This is a genomic window from Rossellomorea arthrocnemi, from assembly GCF_904424705.1.
Lineage (GTDB): Bacteria > Bacillota > Bacilli > Bacillales > Bacillaceae_B > Rossellomorea > Rossellomorea arthrocnemi.
Genome location: NZ_CAJGBF010000002.1, coordinates 211,388 through 229,044 on the forward strand (window position 1 = coordinate 211,388; position 17,657 = coordinate 229,044).

Below are 17,657 nucleotides of genomic sequence, written 5' to 3' on the forward strand. Positions count from 1 at the left end.
GGAGCTATTGTAAAATTTCCCTAAGTAAAATATCATGCTCGTGCATGCACAGATGAGGATAAAAAGAAATGTTATCCCTACTTTTTTCGGGCATATCCCCCCTTCCTCTATCTGTTACTACTTGATGTGCAGAAGATGTTCACGTCTGTTCAGCTCAGGTGGAGTTCCGATGATTAAGCCAAGTGATTTATTATCTTTAGCCCTCAATGAATATCGAAAGAAGCTGTCGGTTGAGAAGAATCTCCCGTTTGGGTTGATGAGTGCCAGTGTCTCGATCAACTTTCTCAATTGTGTGCGTTCGAGGTCGTTTTTGAGACGCATGACATCATGATGCTCCGTCGCATAATTCACCCACAGTTCCACCTTGCATCCCTCTTTGATCAAATACAGGCGACAGACACAGTATATTCGATCAATTCCTCCATATCTCTCCTGAGATGAAACTGCCCTGCTCCGACCATGTTGAGGAAGACGGAATAAACATCCCCGTGGACTTTCTGATATTTTTTCGCTAGGAGCCTGTTCTCTTTGGCTGTCGCAAGCCAGTGGATATGCCTGAAACTTTCATTCTCATAATCTTTGGTCCCTATGATGCTCGTCTCATCCAGAAACAGGGAGTAGTTGGTCTGTTTATATCCTTGAAGCATGGATTTAAGCTTTAAATCATGAATCTTGCCTATCCGGGGAAGGACTTTGAATGACGGGAGTTCTTCCTCCTCATATTCCACGCGATAGGTTTGCAGGGATAAGGGATCTCTCACTATGAATTCTAGATTGCTCCAGTGATGGATCCCCCTGCCTTTACCCTTTAGGGTGACCGAAATTGTCTTTTGTGCTTTAGCCGGGAGATCCAGAGACAGTGTGTAGATGCTCCTCTCACCATCAACGCTTGTGAAAACGAGTTCACGGTCACTTCTGGTCTCTATGTTCATTTTGAGCTGGTACATAGGGAGCGCAGAATCATTCCTGATCTCGACATAGCAGGTAATGGTTTCATCGATACTTGTAGCGTCATGGTATTTCTTTATGCTCCATGAGATTTTTTTATGTTGGATATTCAAGTAAATCCTTGAGAAGAGAGCGAAAGAGAGAATCAGGAAGAAAAGAAATACAAGGAAGCTATACCCTGCGAAACTGCTGATGATGATCAGGATAACGTTCAAGATCAAAACCAGTGGTGCGAAAATAATGGGTGGTTCCTTATGGATTTTCATGATGTTTCGACCGGAACAGAAACGTGATCAAGGATTTCCTGTATAATTCCTTCTTTCGATGTCTTCACTTCCCCTTCCACATTCAACGAGATTCTGTGTGCCAATAGAGGCAGCGCAAGTTCCTTCACATCTTCAGGCGTACTGAACTCTCTTCCGTACAGGAAAGCCCTTGATTGGATCGCCCTCATGTAGGCTATGGATCCACGGGGACTTACCCCTACATCCACAAATTGATGATGCCTTGTCTTTTGAACGATTTCCATCAAATAATCTTCCATTTCTGCAGAAACCAGGACATCTTTTACTCTTTTTTTTAACTGTATGATCTCTTCAATGGATATGACACTCTCGATGGTTTCAAGGGGATTGGATGAACGGAATCTCCTTAGCATCACTTTTTCATTTTCAGGAGAAGGGTACCCTTGCCTAATAGTGAGCAGGAAGCGGTCGAGCTGTGCATCCGGCAATGGGAAGGTACCGATGGAGTCATATGGATTCTGCGTGGCGATGACACAAAATGGCTTTGGTAAATGATACGTTACCCCTCCAAGCGTGACATGCTTTTCTTCCATCAGTTCAAGAAGCGCGGACTGGGTTCTCGGAACTGCGCGGTTGATCTCATCGATAAGGAGGACGTTATTAAACACCGGCCCCTTTCGGACTTTAAAGTCGCTTGATTTCACATCGAAATATTCCTGCCCCACGATATCCGAGGGAAGCGTATCGGGTGTAAACTGCAGGCGGTTGAACGACCCGTCGATACTTTTCGAAAAACATTTTGCCATCGTTGTTTTTCCCGTACCCGGTACATCTTCCAGTAAAACATGACCATCACTCAATAAAGCAATGATCATTAACTCTATCTCTTTCTCTTTATCAATCATGACTCTTGCTATATTATCTTTAATCGTTTGAAGCATGCCTCCACCCCCATCTATATATGTAATATAATGGTAACACACATACCGGGACTGGTGAGAGATGATTTTTTCGAAAATTAAGTATATATTTACATGAATCATAAAAGCCCCTTCCCTAATAAGGAAAGAGGCTTTTTCATTTAATTATTTCATCCATTCCGTGTGGAAAATACCTTCTTTATCCACACGTTCGTAGGTGTGTGCACCGAAGTAGTCGCGCTGAGCCTGGATCAGGTTCGCGGGAAGAGTTTCTGTGCGGTAGCTGTCGTAATAAGATAGGGCAGCAGAGAATCCAGGGACAGGAACTCCATTCTGAACGGCCACGCTGATGACTTCGCGCAATGCATACTGGTAGCTTTCAACGATCTCTTTAAAGTAAGAATCGAGTAAAAGGTTTGTCAGATTGAATTCACGGTCATATGCTTCTTTGATCTTTTGAAGGAATTGAGCACGGATGATGCATCCTCCTCGGAAGATCATGGCGATATCCCCATATTGAAGATCCCAATTGTATTCATCAGATGCAGACCGCATTTGTGCGAAGCCTTGAGCATACGAACAAATCTTACTCATGTAAAGGGCTTTGCGGATTGATTCAACTAACGCTTTTTTATCGCCTTGGAATGGTTTCGTGTCTGGACCTTTCAGCATTTTGCTTGCTTTTACACGCTCATCTTTAATGGCTGAAATGAAACGGGCAAAGACAGATTCTGTGATGATCGGTAAGGAAACACCAAGGTCCAAAGCACTTTGGCTTGTCCATTTACCTGTACCTTTTTGACCGGCTTTATCCAGGATAACATCTACCATAGGCTTACCGGTTTCTTCGTCTTTCTTCGTGAAGATATCTGCAGTGATTTCGATCAAATAGCTGTCAAGCTCGCCTTTATTCCAGTCGGCAAATACTTCATGCAGTTCTTCTGCACTTAATTCGAGGACATTTTTCATCAGGAAGTACGATTCTGCGATCAGCTGCATATCTCCGTACTCGATTCCGTTGTGCACCATTTTCACATAGTGACCGGCGCCATCCGGACCGATATATGTCGTACAAGGATCTCCGTCCACCTTCGCTGCGATATCTTTCAGAATAGGGGCAACTAAATCATATGCTTCCTTCTGTCCGCCAGGCATGATGGATGGTCCTGTAAGGGCACCTTCCTCACCACCGGAAACACCCGTCCCGATGAAATGAATGCCAAGTTCGCTTAATTCCTGATTGCGTCGACGTGTGTCTTCGAAGAACGTATTTCCTCCATCTATCAGAATATCCCCTTTTTCGAGGTAAGGCTTTAATTGTTCGATGGTCGCATCTGTCGGATTTCCCGCTTTGACCATCAATAGAATCTTTCGAGGCTTTTCCAACGAGTTCACAAATTCTTCTATCGTATATGTAGGAATGACATTCTTGCCTTCCGATTCATTCACCATTTCTTTCGTTTTTTCACCTGAACGATTGTAAACAGAAACAGAGTATCCTCTGCTTTCAATATTCCATGCTAAATTTTTCCCCATAACGGCTAAGCCGATAACACCAATTTCCTGAGGCATAGTCAACGTCCTTTCATCTATAGAATAATGATTTTTGAATGTTTCATCAGCTTTATTAAATGAATGACTAAAGTCTATTTCAATCTAACAAGAATGGAGCTACGATGCAAATAATCCGTTTGAAACATGTTATCTATACTAAGGTTTCCCCTTTTTCACCTGTCATTCCCTTAAAAAATCTTTGTTGAAGCTTGTGTCCTGTTTCGGATCAAAGGACTTCTTCTTATTCTTCGCTTTTACCCCTTGAGAGATGGAATCTTTACCGAACTTGTCATGAAGCTGGGATAAAACATTGTAGAGAGGTTCCTTTTCGGCCACCTTTTTATAAGAGAATAAGTCCAGCTGCTCGGTTGCTTCACTTTTCTCCACCACATCCTGGGCAGTGACCCCAAGAAGCCTTACGGGATCACCATCCCAATGCTTCAAAAATAAATCTTTTGCATGGTGGAATACATCTTCCTTTTTATAAATGGGGTTTTCCACCTTTTTGCTTCTTGTGATGGTCTTCCTGAATTTATCACGAATCATCAGCTGTATTGTTGTTCCCAGTACGTCTTTCTGTTGAAGGCGTGACGATACCTTGGCACACAGCTTCTCTACTACGGTTAATAGCTCATGCTGATTCGTCGTATCCTTCGGTAATGTAGTGGAATTGCCTACACTTTTATAATCATAAATCGATTCGGGATCAACGCTTCTTCTGTCAATCCCATTGGCACGTTCTTTGAGACGGAGACCATTGATCCCGAGTAGCGTCTTCAGTTGTAAATCATTGGCATGAGCAAGTTCGTTACACGTATGTATGCCAATTGAATTTAATTTTTCGGAGGTCTTTTGGCCAATCCCATGCATTTCGATGACCGGTAGAGGCCAGAGCTTTTGTGGAATATCCCGTTTCCGCAAAACAGTGATTCCCATCGGTTTTTTCATATCGGATGCGGTCTTGGCCAAAAACTTATTGGGTGCCACCCCGATACTGCAAGGAAGATCAAGCTGTCCCTTAATCTGGGATTGAATGTCAGAGGCTATTTGTAATGGGGTGCCTTTTTCAAAGGAATCCGTAATATCAAGATATCCTTCATCAATCGAGACGGGTTCCACTAATTCTGAATATTGTCTGAGGATATCGAATAGTCCTTTGGAGGCCGCTCGATAGCGATCGAAGTTAGGGGTCATGATGACCAGATTCGGACATAATTTTTTCGCCTCCCAAAGAGGCATTGTCGTCTTCACACCGAAGCTTCTGGCTTCGTAGCTGCATGTCACGATGATGCCCCGCCTTTCCTTCGGGTTCCCGGCTATTGCCAAAGGTTTTCCCCGTAGAGTAGGGTCAAAGGCCATCTCTACAGAGGCATAAAAACTGTTCATATCAACATGAAGGATCACTCGTCCGTTTTTGGGATAGTGTGAGTTCATTTCAATCGCGGCTTTCTTTGTCTAGTTTTGATGTGTTTTTTGCTCGTCTACATAATCTTTTATTTCTTTTATACCTTCCAGGCTTCCTACTAAAACATTCGGATCAATTTGGGTGATCATTGAGTCCTCAAGATTAATGATCCCGGAGAAATAATTAGTTTTAGAATAGGCAAGTAACCCCACATTCGTGAATGATTCATGAGGTACTTCAAGGATTTCTTTTGCTTCTTTTACGACCAGACCGACCTGCATCGTTTCTGTGTGAATGACGAGGAGAAACATCCCACTTATATTATCTGCAGAAGTATGATACAGGATATCCCCTAAATCCAAGACCGGAACCAGCTCATCCCTCACTTTAGAAATCCCACGTACAAATGAAGGCAAATGAGGTATGGCCCTCACTTCTTCCACCTTTTCGATTGATACTACGTTCTCAATCGGCAGAGCATACTCTTCTTTTCCAGCATGAAATACAACTACTTTCGGCATTATACCGTCCCCTCTCGAACTTCTGATATGTATACTACTAATGTACCACATTATAGAAAGTTTAGGTGCTGATTTGAAAGAAGAAAATGTCCACGAACGAAAAGGATAACCTTTTGTTCGTGGACATTTGGATGTATTATGCTTGTCGGGCCTGAACGAGCCGGCTGCGCTTTTCTATTTGTCCAGCTACAGGGCTTAGAGGCTCGAGGTCATAAGTCAAACATACCAAAAAGGCATAGTACGCCTTTCCGGTATGTTCGCCTTATGCTTGTCGCCTCTGGGCAAAGCCCTTCCGCTTTTCTATTTGTCCAGCTCCGCCGGCTAGGCCCTCGAGGTCATATGCTAAATCCGGCAAAAAGGCAAAGTACGCCTTTCCGCCAGATTCATCTTATGCTTGTCGGGCCTGAACGAACCGGCTGCGCTTTTCTATTCCCCAGCGACTTCTTGAATGATTGCGACAACCATTTCAGAGAGCTTGTTTAATTCTTCTACAGGCATTCTTTCGCTCTTCGTGTGGATTTCTTCGTAGCCCACAGCCAGGTTGACAGTCGGCACTCCGAATCCTGCGATGACGTTGGCATCGCTTCCGCCTCCACTTGTTAGCAGCTCACTTGGGCGGCCGATTTTCTTTGCGGCACGTTTTGCCACTTCCACTACTTCGTCACCGTCTTTGAACTTGAAGCCTGGGTACATGACTTGAACTTCGACTTCCGCTTTTCCGCCCATTTCTTCGGCAACCGAAGTGAAGGCAGCTTTCATTTTTTCTACCTGTGCTTCCATTTTTTCCGGAATCAGGGAACGTGCCTCAGCAAGGATATCCGCTTGTTCGCATACGATATTCGTTGCTTTTCCCCCTTCAAAGCGGCCAATATTTGCAGTCGTTTCTTCATCGATACGGCCAAGCGGCATTTTAGAGATCGCTTTTGCTGCAATGGTGATGGCCGAAACGCCTTTCTCAGGAGCAACGCCTGCATGGGCCGTTTTCCCATAAATCGTTGCTTTCACTTTTGCCTGTGTCGGTGCCGCTACGATGATGTTACCGACTTTGCCATCACTATCAAGGGCGAAACCATATTTCGCTTTAACCAGGGATGAGTCAAGGGCTTTCGCTCCAACCAAACCTGATTCCTCCCCTACCGTGATGATGAACTGGATGTCACCATGGGAAATATTATTTTCCTTAAGAACACGCACTGATTCAAGCATGGTGGCAAGTCCCGCTTTGTCATCGGCACCAAGGATGGTTGTTCCATCTGAATAAATATAGCCGTCTTCTTTAAGCGTAGGCTTAACCCCTTGTGCAGGAACGACTGTATCCATATGAGAAGTAAAGTAAATGGTATCTACGCCTTCTTTATTCCCTTTCAATGTACAGATCAGGTTACCGGCACCGTGGCCCGTTTCACCCATGGTGTCGTCTTCAAAGACCTCTACTCCAAGTTCAGAGAATTTCTTTGTTAAAACCTTTGCAATTTCTGCTTCTTCTTTCGTTTCAGAATCGATCTGAACCAATTCCAGGAATTCATTTAATAAACGCTCTTCATTAATCATTTAATAGACCTCCACAAATATGTATTCACTACTATAGTATAGCGTGAATATCCGAGTACAACAAATGGCAGCACTTTACAACGGAATATTGCCATGCTTTTTCTTCGGACGTTCTTCCCGTTTGTTTCTCATCATTTCCAGTCCTTGAATCAGTTTGATCCGTGTTTCACGGGGATCGATGACATCATCCACCATTCCACGGGATGCGGCGACATATGGATTCGCGAATTTCTCACGATACTCCTCGATTTTCTGTTCTCGAAGCTCTTCAGGCTTGTCACTGTTTGCAATTTCCCTGGCAAAAATGATATTCGCTGCTCCTTGTGGCCCCATAACGGCAATCTCAGCATTTGGCCACGCAAATACTAAATCAGCGCCGATTGATTTACTATTCAGTGCTACGTATGCTCCACCATAAGCTTTCCTTAGAATTACAGTCATTTTCGGGACTGTCGCTTCAGAATAAGCATATAGAATCTTTGCTCCATGACGGATGATTCCTCCATGTTCCTGCTTAATCCCCGGGAAGAATCCCGTTACATCTTCGAATGTGATTAATGGGATATTGAAGGAATCACAGAACCTGATGAACCGGGACGCTTTATCAGAAGAGTCGATGTCAAGCCCACCTGCCATGAACTTCGGCTGATTACATACAAGTCCAACAACCTCGCCTTTAATGCGAGCAAGTCCAACAACGATGTTTTTGGCGAATTCCTTCTGAACTTCCATAAAGCTGCTTTCATCGACAATTTCATTGATGACCGTACGGACGTCGTAAGGACGGATTGCATCGAATGGAATCAAGTCAGTTAAGTTGGCACGGTAATCGTCTTCTTCATTCGTTTCTAAGCGAGGGGGTTTTTCCTCGTTATTTTGAGGGAGGTACGTTAATAACCTTCGAACCTCTTGTAATACCTCTTCCTCGGTTTTTCCTCTGAAATGGGCATTTCCGCTTATGGAGTTATGAACCTTAGCCCCGCCTAAATCTTCAGAGCTGATTTTCTCACCTGTGACAGTTTCAATGACTTTAGGTCCTGTGATGAACATTTGACTCGTTTCATCCACCATAAATACAAAATCCGTGATGGCAGGGGAATAAACCGCTCCTCCGGCACAAGGTCCCATGATTACGGATATTTGTGGGATTACGCCTGAATAAATGGAGTTTCGATAGAAGATATGCCCATATCCATCTAAAGACACAACTCCTTCTTGAATTCTTGCCCCACCAGAATCATTTAATCCAATGAAAGGCGCACCATTTTTGACTGCCAGATCCATGACATGTGAAATCTTCTTCGCATGCATTTCCCCCAATGCTCCTCCAAATACGGTGAAATCCTGAGAAAATAAATAGATGGGATTTCCATTTACTTTTCCATAACCTGTCACTACTCCATCTCCTGGCCCCTGAACACCTTCCAGGCCAAAGTCTGAACAGCGATGCTCAATGAATGGATTCAGTTCAACAAAGCTGCCCGGATCCACTAAAATATCGATTCGTTCTCTCGCAGTTAATTTTCCTTTTTCGTGCTGTTTGTCTATTTTTTTATCTCCGCCGCCTAGCTCCACTTCTCTTCTGCGGTCGTATAATTCATTGATTTTTTCATAAATATCCATAATGTTCATTCCCCTTTGATGTTGGATTTATCACAAAGCTCGTATAAAACGCCGTGCGCTGATTTCGGATGCAAAAATGCAACTGAAGCTCCGCCGGCACCCGGCTTTGGTGTTTCGTTGATCATCTGGATCCCTTTGGTTTGAAGCTCCTGGATTCGCTCCTCGATTCCTTCTACACCAAAGGCTATATGGTGAATCCCTTCTCCTTTTTTTTCAATGAATGCCGCGATCGGGCTTGCTTTATGTAGTGGCTCCAATAACTCAAGCTTAATATTTCCGCTATCCATGAATGCTACCTTTACACCCTGATTACCTACTTCTTCAATCTTTAGTAGTGTAAGACCCAGTGTACCTTCGTAAAATGCGAGAACATTGTCTATTGATGAAACTGCTATTCCGATATGATCTACCTTTTTCATCCCTATCATCCCCCTGTTGTTTGCATGCTCCACCCATATAGTATTCCATACTTGATGTCGAATTTCCTCCTATCCAGACGAATAATTGAAGCGTTTTCTTTTATTCCAGTGGTTGTCTTCTCTCATCATTCGCGATAAAATAGAATTGAAAATTATCTCATGCTTACGTGGGAGAATGGAGCGATACGATGGGCAATAAAAAAATGCAAAAAATAATTGTATTTGTTATGCTGTTTGCAATGATTGCATCAACGATCATGGCAGGACTGACATTCTTACTATAAAGATAAAATAAAGAGGATCTGCTTTACGACACGGTCGAAAAGCAGATCCTCTTTATTTTAGTGCTCCATATTCTTTTCCAAGCTGATGAAAGCTTTTCTTTGTCTTCACGACGAGGACTTTGGTGCCGACCGGTGCTTTATCAAACAGATATTCAACATCTTTGCTGTGCATCCTGATGCATCCGTTCGAGATATATCTCCCTATACTTGAAGGCTGGTTCGTCCCGTGAATTCCATATATTCTTCCGTCCGTCCCTTTTGCATCAAAGCCTATCCATCTCGACCCGAGCGGGTTTCTCGGGTCACCGCCAGGGATGTTCTTTTTACGATAATAGGGGTTTTTGGCTTTAACTGTGACATTAAATAGACCTTCCGGAGTTAGTGTGGTTGTTTTCCCTGTAGCGACAGGAAAGGTACCCTGGATTTTTGCATCGTCTACATACGCTAATTGATTATTTTCCTTGTTCACAATGATAAACGGATCCCCCGGTATAGGGTTTCTTCCAAGTGGCCAGATGGGAGATGCAAACAATATAATGGCAAGAAGTAAACGCATCCTATCACCCTTTTTCCTGTGTTAGGTGTAGTTTACTTCTCTTTGTTCATTTTCATCCTTTTTAATTCCTTTAAACGAACTTTTCAACAGGAGGTATTGCTCCATCTCCTGAACAAACTGATAAAGGGCAGCCCGGGTTTCAAACTCTTCCCTTGTTTTTGGTAACTCCATTAGTTCAAATTCCACTTTCATGTCGTACAATTTTTTTAAGTAAAACAAGGCGGTATTTCCAGGATGAATATGATCACTGAGCTCTTCCAGGAATTCTGCTATGCGATGTCCCTGCTCGACAGTTAACGAGATGGATGTAGCAATCGGCAGGATACGCTGAAGGATTTCAAATTGTTTTTCCCTCATTTTGAAATATAAATAGTATAAGTTCTCGTCTCTTAAAAAGTGATTTTCCACATCTTTAAAGGCAATCGTCTTCGCTTCTTTGAGCAATTGCTCCGTTTCCGTGATTTCCTTACCGTCCCACTCACTGTTGTTCGTCTTTAAATAATTGATCATTTCACAGAAGATCTTATAAAAATTCGCTTCGATTTTTTCCTGGTATTCAATCATCTTTTTATCAACGCTTGGCATATACAAGTTCATCAGGAGTGCAATTCCAATCCCGATCACGATTATCCCCAATTCATTCTCAAAAAGGCCCAGGGTAACGTGTCCAGCTGAGTACACATGGAGAATGATGACGGAACTCGTGACAATCCCTTCTTTTATGTTGAGCGCAACAGTGATTGGAATGAAGACTAGGAGCAGCAAACCAATAATGGCTGGGTGATAAGCAAGGAATTCGAAAAAGGCGGCAGAAAAAACCATGGCGATCACACACGCCAGGAAACGACTCCATGAGGCGTTAACCGATTTTTTCTTTGTATTTTGAATGCACAGTATCGTCAATATCCCGGCTGAAACAAAGTTATCTAGATGGAACCACTGTGCAATGCTTATGGCAACCGCTGTGCCGATTCCTGTCTTAAGTGTCCGATATCCTATTCGAAACATTCATCTTTCTCCTAACTCTTCTTTTTTTAGCCTCTTTAGAATACCATAAACAGGGATGGACAGGAAAAGAAGGATGAACGACTGATGCCGTTAATCCCTCTCTTTCTTACAATATTTTTTCAAGGAATTCTTGTCCCCTCGCACTTTGTGGATTAGAGAAAAAGGTGCGCGGCTCTCCTTCTTCAATGATCTTTCCATCATCCATAAACAGGATACTGTCCGCCACCTCTCGTGCAAACCCCATTTCATGGGTTACTATGATCATCGTCATCCCTGTATGAGCAAGTGATTTCATTACGTCAAGAACCTCTTTCACCATTTCAGGATCGAGGGCAGATGTCGGTTCATCGAATAACATGACTTTCGGCTCCATGGCAAGCGCCCGTGCTATTGCTACACGCTGCTTTTGCCCGCCTGATAAACGGTTCGGATATTCATCGCTTTTTTCTTTCAAACCGACTTTTGTCAGGAGGTCCGTCCCTAATTTCTCAGCTTCCGTTTTGGTCATGCCCTTCACTTTCTTTGGCGCGTAAATGACATTTTCCAAAGCGGTCATATGGGGGAACAGGTGAAAATGCTGAAACACCATGCCTACATCTTGTCTTACCTTGTTGATGTTTTTCCCCTTTATGAGAACTTCTTCATAGTAAATCGATCCTGTTGTCGGTTCTTCTAAATGGTTCAGGCACCGCAATAATGTGGATTTCCCTGAACCGGATGGACCGATTAAAGCGACAACTTCCCCTTTTTGTACCGAGAAATCGATTCCTTTTAATACCTTCAGTTTGCCAAAAGACTTGGTAATCTTTTCTCCCTTAATCATTGCGCAACCTCCCTTCAAGCACTTTCCCGAGTAAAGTCAGAATCATGACGAGTACATAATAGATGAGTCCTGCGAATAGAAGCGGTTCAAAGAAGGAATACAAATCACTTCCGACCATATAAGATCTCCTCATCACATCTGCTGCACCAATGACGGTAACGATGGCTGATTCCTTGGTGAGGGTGATGAATTCATTCATTAAAGCAGGCAGGATATTTTTTATCGCCTGAGGCAGTATCAAGTCTTTCATCATCAAACGATACGGAACTCCGAGGGCCATTGCGGCTTCCGTTTGACCTTTATCCACTGCATTGATCCCTGCACGGATGATTTCAGATATATAGGCTGCAGAATTAAGGGAAAAGGCAAGGATCGCTGCTGAATAAGGTTCAATCTGTGTACCAAAAAGCTGGGGCGAACCGTAAAAGATGATCATCAGCTGAAGTACTAAAGGCGTTCCTCTAAAAATAGATGTATAAACATCGGCAAGCAGCGTTAATGGTTTAATGGAGCTTATTTTACAAAGGGCAAGAAGAATACCGAATACAAATCCAAGCACTCCTGCTAACCCGACAATTTTAAGTGTGACTTTCAACCCTTCCAGAATAAAGGGGATTGAAGGAATCAGTTGTTCGAAATCAAGTGGCATGAGAATCCCCTTTCAAATAGGTGGTATTTATATAAGAAAGGCTAACCGGATTATAGGTTAGCCCTTCATCAATCTACTGTTCTCCGTCAAACCATTTTTTAGCGAGTTTATCCAATTCTCCCGCATCTTTAAGCTTTTTCAATGCGTTATTGAATTCACTTGTAAGCTCGCTGTCCTTTGGAAGGGCGACAGCAGAACCGGCCTCTTCTTCGTTTACATTCATCGTATTCCCTTGAAGCTCGTCATTTTTGTCCAGATAGCCGTTTGCCACCGTATTTTCGATGATGATGGCATCAAAACGTCCATTTTGAAGATCCTGGATCAGTTCAGGGATACGGTCACGCGTATCTACTTTAAGATTGATCGATTTTGAAAGTTCTTCTGCTGCATCCTGTTGAATAGATCCTAATTGAACACCTACTGTTTTCCCGTCAAGATCCATCTGACTTTGAATTCCGCTTTTCTTTGTGGAGATGATCATATCTTTGGCCGTGTAGTAGATATCACTAAAGTCAACGTTTTTTTGTCGCTCCGGCGTAGGTGTCATGGAAGAAAGGACAAAATCGATTTGGCCGGTTTTCAGGGCAGAGATTAATCCGCTGAATTCCATATCCTTGATTTCGATTTCGTATCCCATTTCATCTGCAAGCAAATTGGCAAGGTCAATATCGTAGCCGATGATTTCATCACTGGTGGCCGTGTCGACATATTCAAAAGGTTTATAGTCAGCAGACGTCCCCATAATCAGTTTCTTTGACTCTCCTGAAGCCGCCTTTTCTTCTCCTGCCCCACATGCCGCTAGAGTAGTAGATAGAATCAATACTAATACGAGAGATAATAGCTTTTTCATTGTGGTTCCTCCTTGAACAATGTGTATAATTATAATATATAATGTATATTAATTACTATATTCGTATTGTATCAGAGATCGATATTTATGCAATAGTTTTTATAAATATCGACAAATGATTATATATTCTGAAAATAACAGGCTGATCGGTCTTATCTTAAGAGGTATAAAAGTTTGTAGTGAATATTTTTCATTCATAATATATGCACATAGAGCGTAGTTGCTGGAACAGTGGCTAAATGGAAGTGTTTTATTTTATACTAAAATTGGCCTTTTGGAGATGAATCTAATAGAAACGGAGATTTTCAACGTGGGTTTTGGAGGTCAGGACGAAGCTTTCTGGTATGAGGAGGCGTTGAATGCCATGCCTTTTCCTTTTATTGCGTGGATTCTGGAAGTGATCGTCAATATTGGAATTATTGCGTTTTGAAATTAATTGCGTCATTTCCACACTTAAGTAATTGTGTATTTTTGGTGAAATAAGGAATCCACCTCCTGACATCCCAATATCACTTCTAAAAATAAAAAAATCGTCAAGCCTCTCACTTATTCAGTGAGAAACTTGACGAAATTTTATACTTCTTCACAATACTCATCAAAGTAGGATTGAAGTTTGTTCACAACCGACATTGGGTCATGCCCTTCAATCTCATGTCTTTCAACCATGGTTAACAGCTTTCCGTCTTTTAATAAGGCAAATGACGGTGAGGATGGCGGATAACCGGTAAAGTAACTGCGCGCTTTCGCAGTAGCTTCTTTATCCTGACCTGCGAAGACCGTTACCAGTTGATCCGGGCGCTTATCAAAGTGAATGGAATGAGCTGCTGCCGGACGGGCGATTCCTCCTGCGCATCCACAAACGGAGTTAATCATGACAAGTGTTGTGCCTTCTTTAGAAAATGCTTGATCCACTTCTTCTTCAGTTGTCAATTGTGTATAACCTGCCGTCTCGATTTCTTGACGGGCCTGGCGGACAACGTCGTTCATAAATAAATTGAAATCTATATCCATGCTTGAACTCTCCTTTAATCGCTGACTTAATCATATTCCACAAATAACGAGGGGATTTGATGTACTCCTATCATACCAATTTCAAACCATATCTTTCAATTAAAATTAACTTTTCTTATCAAGAATTGCTCCTTTGTACTCTTTCAACAACTCTTCCACCGCTTGGGAGGTTGTATACTCCCCGGCCCTCACCCGATCTTCCATTTGTGGGAGGGATGACTTTATATTCTGCTGAAAAAAGAAGTCTGACAGAATTCTTTCTTTCAGCATGGTATGGAACCATTCCTGCCTTTGGCTAAGTCTTCTTTCTTCGAATACCCCCTGTTCTTTTGTCTGCTTTTCGAAACGCCGGATCACACTCCATAGTTCATGTAAACCTTCATTTTTCAACGCTGAACAGGTATAAGCCTTTGAACTCCAACCTTTCGTTGCAGGAATTAAAAAGTGAAGGATCTGATTCAACTCTCTTTTCGTTTTCTCAGCGAGAGGCTTATTCTCTCCATCGGCTTTATTCACGAGTAAGACGTCTGCAAGTTCCATGATTCCTTTTTTCATACCCTGAAGCTCATCGCCAGCGCCGGTAATAACGAGTAGTAAGAAGAAATCCACCATCTGCCTCACCATCACTTCACTTTGCCCTACCCCTACTGTTTCAATGATGATGAGGTCGTACCCCGCTGCTTCACATAAGAGTAGAGTCTCATTTGTTTTTCGATGGACTCCCCCCAGCGTCCCGGCCGTTGGAGAAGGTCTGACAAAGGCTCGGGGGTTTTTCGATAGCTGCTCCATTCTTGTTTTATCCCCAAGGATGCTTCCACCTGAAATGGATGAACTCGGGTCGATGGCAAGAACGGCAACACGGAGACCCTCGTCACATAACATCTCGCCGAATTGTTCGATAAAGGTACTTTTCCCGGCTCCAGGAACACCAGTAATCCCGATCCGAAAGCTTTGTCCAGTATGGGGCAAGAGCTCCTGCAACAATTCTTGACCCACCTCATAATGTTCTTCCGCATTGCTTTCAATCAACGTAATGGCTTTTGCTAAATGACTGCGATCACCTTTTAGGACACCGGCCTTTAATTCGCTGATCGAAACAGGATCTTTTTTCTTTTTGACAAACCTTTTCTTTCGTCCTGACTGATACTCTGTCATTATTCAGTCACTTCCTCATAGCCGAGCACTTCATAAATTTCTTTGATCACTTTTTGTGCGGCAACAGGAATGATCGTTCCAGGGCCAAAGACAGCAGATGCTCCATTGCTTAAAAGGAAGTCATAATCCTTTGCGGGAATCACTCCACCGATGACTACAAGGATGTCTTCCCTGCCGAGTTTCTTAAGTTCAGCCACTAATTGAGGAAGAAGCGTTTTATGACCGGCAGCCAAGGAGCTGACTCCAATGACATGCACATCGTTTTCAACCGCCTGTAGAGCCGTTTCTTCAGGAGTTTGGAACAATGGTCCGATGTCCACATCGAATCCAAGATCGGCAAACGCCGTGCTGATCACTTTCGCCCCCCTGTCATGACCGTCCTGTCCCATCTTGGCGATAAGGATCCGGGGTCTTCTGCCTTCGTTATCCAAAAATTCTTCCGTCATCTCTTTCACAAGGTTAATTTCCTGTTCATTTGAGAAATTCGAGCTGTACACCCCACTTATACTCCGGATCGTTGCTTTATGTCTACCCGATACTTTTTCTATAGCATCTGAAATTTCTCCCAGTGTTGCACGAGCTCTTGCAGCATCAACCGCTTTTTCAAGAAGATTTCCTTTCCCTGTTTCTGCTGCGTGAGTCAAGGCTTCAAGCGTTACAATGACTCTCTCTTCATTTCTTTCTTCTTTAAGCTTTTGAATCCGTTCAATCTGCTTTTGTCTAACAATTGTATTATCGATGTCCAGCGTTTCAATCGGATCTTCCTTCTCAAGTCGATATTTATTCACCCCGATGATGGATTCATCTCCTGAATCGATCATCGCTTGTCTTCTTGCAGCGGCTTCCTCGATACGCATCTTTGGTAATCCTGTTTCAATGGCTTTCGTCATGCCGCCGAGCTCTTCGATTTCTTCAATATGCTCCCATGCCTTTTCCATCAGCTGATCGGTTAACGACTCAACATAGTGGGAACCTGCCCATGGATCAATCACTTTCGTTATAGCCGTTTCTTCTTGAAGATACAGCTGGGTATTTCGGGCGATCCGCGCCGAAAAGTCTGTCGGCAGGGCAATCGCTTCGTCAAGGGCATTGGTATGCAGGGATTGCGTATGGCCCATTGCCGCTGCATGTGCTTCAAGTAATGTACGGATGACATTATTATAAGGATCCTGCTCCGTCAAGCTCCACCCTGAGGTTTGAGAATGGGTTCTAAGGGCCATCGATTTAGGGTTTTCAGGTTTGAATCTCTTCATCATCTTAGCCCAAATCCTCCTTGCTGCCCTCATTTTGGCGACTTCCATGAAATAATTCATGCCGATGGCCCAGAAGAATGACAATCTCGGTGCAAAGGAGTCGATATCTATCCCTGCCTGGAGCCCGGTCCTGACATATTCAAGCCCATCTGCCAAAGTATAAGCGAGCTCAATATCCGCAGGTGCCCCAGCTTCTTGCATATGATAGCCTGAAATACTGATACTGTTGAATTTCGGCATATGTTTGGACGTATACTCAAAGATATCCGCAATGATGTTCATGGATGTTTCAGGGGGATAAATATACGTATTCCGGACCATGTATTCTTTCAAAATATCATTTTGAATCGTACCGGACAGCTTTTCCAGTGGGACACCCTGCTCTTCTGCGGTTACGATATAAAACGCAAGGATGGGCAGCACCGCTCCGTTCATCGTCATAGAAACAGACATTTGATCAAGGGGTATACCGTCGAATAATATCTTCATGTCAAGGATTGAATCGATGGCTACCCCGGCTTTCCCTACATCTCCTTCAACTCTTGGATGATCCGAATCATAACCGCGGTGCGTGGCCAAATCAAATGCCACTGACAACCCTTTCTGGCCCATACTCAAGTTTCTTCGGTAGAAAGCATTGCTTTCTTCTGCAGTTGAAAATCCAGCATATTGTCTAACGGTCCACGGGCGGTTCACATACATCGTCGGGTACGGACCTCTCGTGTATGGAGCAAGACCTGGAAGATCCTTTCCATGAGAAATATTTTTTGTGTCTTCCGCAGAATAAAGTGGTTTTATAGAGATTTTTTCATTCATCTCATAGGTTCTGTCCGAAAGGGAAACCTTACTCATTGCTCCCTCATGTGAATAAGGGTTGATTTG

Annotated in this window: 18 protein-coding genes; 1 reads left to right on the forward strand and 17 read right to left on the reverse strand. The window is 43.2% G+C overall.

What is annotated here, in order from left to right:
- Nucleotides 1–117 precede the first annotated feature (117 nt).
- The 9 genes from BAA9072_RS04050 to mce form a co-directional block, all read right to left on the reverse strand.
- The gene (locus BAA9072_RS04050) at nt 118–351 is read right to left on the reverse strand and encodes a hypothetical protein (protein ID WP_201713415.1); all 234 of its coding nucleotides are present in this window, start codon (nt 349–351) and stop codon (nt 118–120) included.
- A 29-nt stretch (nt 352–380) separates the two neighbouring features.
- Nucleotides 381–1,214, reverse strand: a complete 834-nt coding sequence (locus tag BAA9072_RS04055; RefSeq protein WP_201713416.1) for a DUF58 domain-containing protein — start codon at nt 1,212–1,214, stop codon at nt 381–383.
- Entirely contained in the window at nt 1,211–2,134 is a 924-nt protein-coding gene (locus BAA9072_RS04060; protein ID WP_201713417.1) for an AAA family ATPase, read from the reverse strand. The genes BAA9072_RS04055 and BAA9072_RS04060 overlap by 4 nt, the downstream gene beginning before the upstream one ends.
- Nucleotides 2,135–2,278: 144 nt before the next feature.
- Nucleotides 2,279–3,685, reverse strand: coding sequence for an NADP-dependent phosphogluconate dehydrogenase (gene gndA, locus BAA9072_RS04065; RefSeq protein WP_201713418.1), 1,407 nt, complete (start codon nt 3,683–3,685; stop codon nt 2,279–2,281).
- Between the two features lie 162 nt (nt 3,686–3,847).
- Nucleotides 3,848–5,101, reverse strand: a complete 1,254-nt coding sequence (locus BAA9072_RS04070) for a DNA polymerase IV (RefSeq protein ID WP_201713419.1) — start codon at nt 5,099–5,101, stop codon at nt 3,848–3,850.
- A 21-nt stretch (nt 5,102–5,122) separates the two neighbouring features.
- A complete protein-coding gene (locus BAA9072_RS04075; RefSeq protein ID WP_201713420.1) occupies nt 5,123–5,593 on the reverse strand; it encodes a chemotaxis protein CheW in 471 nt (156 codons plus the stop codon).
- 426 nt (nt 5,594–6,019) lie between these two features.
- Nucleotides 6,020–7,144 carry a tripeptidase T gene (locus BAA9072_RS04080; protein WP_201713421.1) on the reverse strand — a complete coding sequence of 375 codons (1,125 nt, stop codon included), beginning with the start codon at nt 7,142–7,144 and terminating at the stop codon, nt 6,020–6,022.
- Nucleotides 7,145–7,219: 75 nt separating this feature from the next.
- A complete protein-coding gene (locus tag BAA9072_RS04085) occupies nt 7,220–8,767 on the reverse strand; it encodes an acyl-CoA carboxylase subunit beta (RefSeq protein WP_201713422.1) in 1,548 nt (515 codons plus the stop codon).
- A gap of 5 nt (nt 8,768–8,772) precedes the next feature.
- Nucleotides 8,773–9,186: a methylmalonyl-CoA epimerase gene (gene mce / locus BAA9072_RS04090; protein ID WP_201713423.1), complete on the reverse strand. Its 414-nt coding sequence runs from the start codon at nt 9,184–9,186 to the stop codon at nt 8,773–8,775.
- Nucleotides 9,187–9,374: 188 nt separating this feature from the next.
- Between mce and prli42 the strand changes: the two genes are divergently transcribed.
- Nucleotides 9,375–9,470: a stressosome-associated protein Prli42 gene (prli42, locus tag BAA9072_RS24430; RefSeq protein ID WP_201713424.1), complete on the forward strand. Its 96-nt coding sequence runs from the start codon at nt 9,375–9,377 to the stop codon at nt 9,468–9,470.
- Between the two features lie 52 nt (nt 9,471–9,522).
- On the opposite strand, the gene BAA9072_RS04100 is transcribed toward prli42, so the two are convergent.
- The 8 genes from BAA9072_RS04100 to scpA form a co-directional block, all read right to left on the reverse strand.
- Nucleotides 9,523–10,026 carry a L,D-transpeptidase gene (locus BAA9072_RS04100; protein WP_201713425.1) on the reverse strand — a complete coding sequence of 168 codons (504 nt, stop codon included), beginning with the start codon at nt 10,024–10,026 and terminating at the stop codon, nt 9,523–9,525.
- 21 nt (nt 10,027–10,047) lie between these two features.
- Nucleotides 10,048–11,034 (reverse strand): aromatic acid exporter family protein, encoded by a 987-nt coding sequence (locus BAA9072_RS04105; RefSeq protein WP_201713426.1) that lies wholly within the window; start codon nt 11,032–11,034, stop codon nt 10,048–10,050.
- Nucleotides 11,035–11,140: 106 nt separating this feature from the next.
- Nucleotides 11,141–11,857, reverse strand: coding sequence for an amino acid ABC transporter ATP-binding protein (locus BAA9072_RS04110; protein WP_201713427.1), 717 nt, complete (start codon nt 11,855–11,857; stop codon nt 11,141–11,143).
- Complete coding sequence (locus BAA9072_RS04115) at nt 11,850–12,506, reverse strand: amino acid ABC transporter permease (protein WP_201713428.1); 657 nt, start codon at nt 12,504–12,506, stop codon at nt 11,850–11,852. Before BAA9072_RS04115 ends, BAA9072_RS04110 begins: the two co-directional genes overlap by 8 nt.
- Before the next feature lie 73 nt (nt 12,507–12,579).
- On the reverse strand, nt 12,580–13,356 hold the full coding sequence (locus BAA9072_RS04120) for a transporter substrate-binding domain-containing protein (RefSeq protein ID WP_201713429.1): 777 nt from the start codon (nt 13,354–13,356) through the stop codon (nt 12,580–12,582).
- A gap of 573 nt (nt 13,357–13,929) precedes the next feature.
- Nucleotides 13,930–14,367, reverse strand: a complete 438-nt coding sequence (locus tag BAA9072_RS04125; protein WP_098439925.1) for a BrxA/BrxB family bacilliredoxin — start codon at nt 14,365–14,367, stop codon at nt 13,930–13,932.
- A 105-nt stretch (nt 14,368–14,472) separates the two neighbouring features.
- Complete coding sequence (gene meaB / locus BAA9072_RS04130; protein ID WP_201713430.1) at nt 14,473–15,522, reverse strand: methylmalonyl Co-A mutase-associated GTPase MeaB; 1,050 nt, start codon at nt 15,520–15,522, stop codon at nt 14,473–14,475.
- Nucleotides 15,522–17,627: a methylmalonyl-CoA mutase gene (gene scpA, locus BAA9072_RS04135; RefSeq protein ID WP_230980767.1), complete on the reverse strand. Its 2,106-nt coding sequence runs from the start codon at nt 17,625–17,627 to the stop codon at nt 15,522–15,524. Before scpA ends, meaB begins: the two co-directional genes overlap by 1 nt.
- Nucleotides 17,628–17,657 lie beyond the last annotated feature (30 nt).